The organism is Vibrio sp. 1641, from assembly GCF_033339995.1.
Classification (GTDB): domain Bacteria; phylum Pseudomonadota; class Gammaproteobacteria; order Enterobacterales; family Vibrionaceae; genus Vibrio; species Vibrio alginolyticus.
Genome location: NZ_JAWOVP010000246.1, coordinates 1 through 645, shown reverse-complemented (window position 1 = coordinate 645; position 645 = coordinate 1). Strand labels below are relative to the sequence as shown.

Sequence of the window (645 nt, the reverse complement as noted above, 5' to 3'; positions counted from 1 at the left end):
CTGCCCGGTGTTCACCTGGGGCCGAACGTGGTGGAGATGGAAGGCCGGGGCATCCGCACCGACCGGGCAGACGTGGCCCTGAACATCGACACCGCCAACGCCCAGATCATCGACTTACAGGAATACCGGGAGGCAATAGACCATGAACGCAATCGACAGAGTGAAGAAATCCAGATGCATCAACGAGTTAGCGGAGCAGATCGAACCGCTGGCCCAGAGCATGGCGACACTGGCCGGCGAGGCCCGGCAGGTCATGAGCCAGACTCAGCAGGCCAGCGAGGCGCAGGCAGCGGAGTGGCTGAAAGCCCAACGCCAGACAGGGGCGGCATGGGTGGAGCTGGCCAAGGAGTTGCGGGAGGTAGCCGCCGAGGTGAGCAGCGCCGCGCAGAGCGCCCGGAGCGCCGCCCGTGGCTGGACATGGAAGTTGTGGGCCGGGGTCTTGATCGCTTCCGTGACGCCTATTCTGGCGCTGCTGATCGCATCATGGCTTTGGCTGGAGCCGCAAATCCTCGAACAACAGGGGGGTATATGGCTGGTTTTCAAGCTCAAGTAAAGGGTGACCGCACCGCGCAAGCCATCGCCCGGCAGCTCAAGGCCATGGGCTGCGACCGGTACGACATCGGCATACGGGATGCCGCCAGCGGC

Annotated in this window: 1 protein-coding gene; it reads left to right on the top strand. The window is 64.2% G+C overall.

The window, feature by feature from the left end:
- Positions 1 to 142: 142 nt before the first annotated feature.
- Positions 143 to 553: an IncQ-type mobilization protein MobB gene (locus R7Z47_RS25305; protein ID WP_318130823.1), complete on the top strand. Its 411-nt coding sequence runs from the start codon at positions 143 to 145 to the stop codon at positions 551 to 553.
- The last annotated feature ends 92 nt before the right edge of the window (positions 554 to 645 follow it).

Bases quoted from the DNA above. Each gene is read 5' to 3' on its own strand.
- R7Z47_RS25305 (WP_318130823.1), top strand. From the start codon at position 143: ATGAACGCAATCGACAGAGTGAAGAAATCCAGATGCATCAACGAGTTA.